This window comes from Paenibacillus sp. MER 180 (assembly GCF_023713665.1).
Lineage (GTDB): Bacteria > Bacillota > Bacilli > Paenibacillales > Paenibacillaceae > Paenibacillus_B > Paenibacillus_B suaedae.
This window is the reverse complement of sequence record NZ_JAMAVT010000092.1, coordinates 1-370: the sequence shown is the minus strand read 5'-3', so window position 1 is coordinate 370 and position 370 is coordinate 1. Positions and strand designations below refer to the sequence as shown.

General features: G+C 47.6%; 1 protein-coding gene. It reads right to left on the bottom strand.

The features are described 5' to 3' along the window. Positions 1-86: 86 nt before the first annotated feature. A partial coding sequence (locus M3661_RS29985; RefSeq protein ID WP_251491398.1) for a transposase occupies positions 87-370 on the bottom strand: 284 nt, incomplete at its 5' end.

Sequence of the window (370 nt, the reverse complement as noted above, 5' to 3'; positions counted from 1 at the left end):
TCAGATTGTTGAGAAACCCTGTCTTTTTATAAAGCACAGGGTTTCTTTTGTTTTGCAGTCTAGGGATGTAAGAGAACCCATGGTGGTTATCCTCGTCTTTCTAGGCGATCCAGGTGGATCGCCATCTTCTTCATGTTCTGTACAGCCGCTGTCATCAGAGCTTGTTCCCTGACATTCTGTAATCCGCGCAAACGGCAATAGCGAAACCCATGGAGCTCTTTGGCATCCGCGAAGCTTCGCTCAATCGTTTCTTTCCGTTTTCGGTATAAATATTTGCCGGATCTACTTAGCCGGTTTGCACGTACCCATTCTTTACTGTCTTCCCAGACATGTCGGGTCACTACTTTCCGGTGGTTGCGAGATCGGGTAC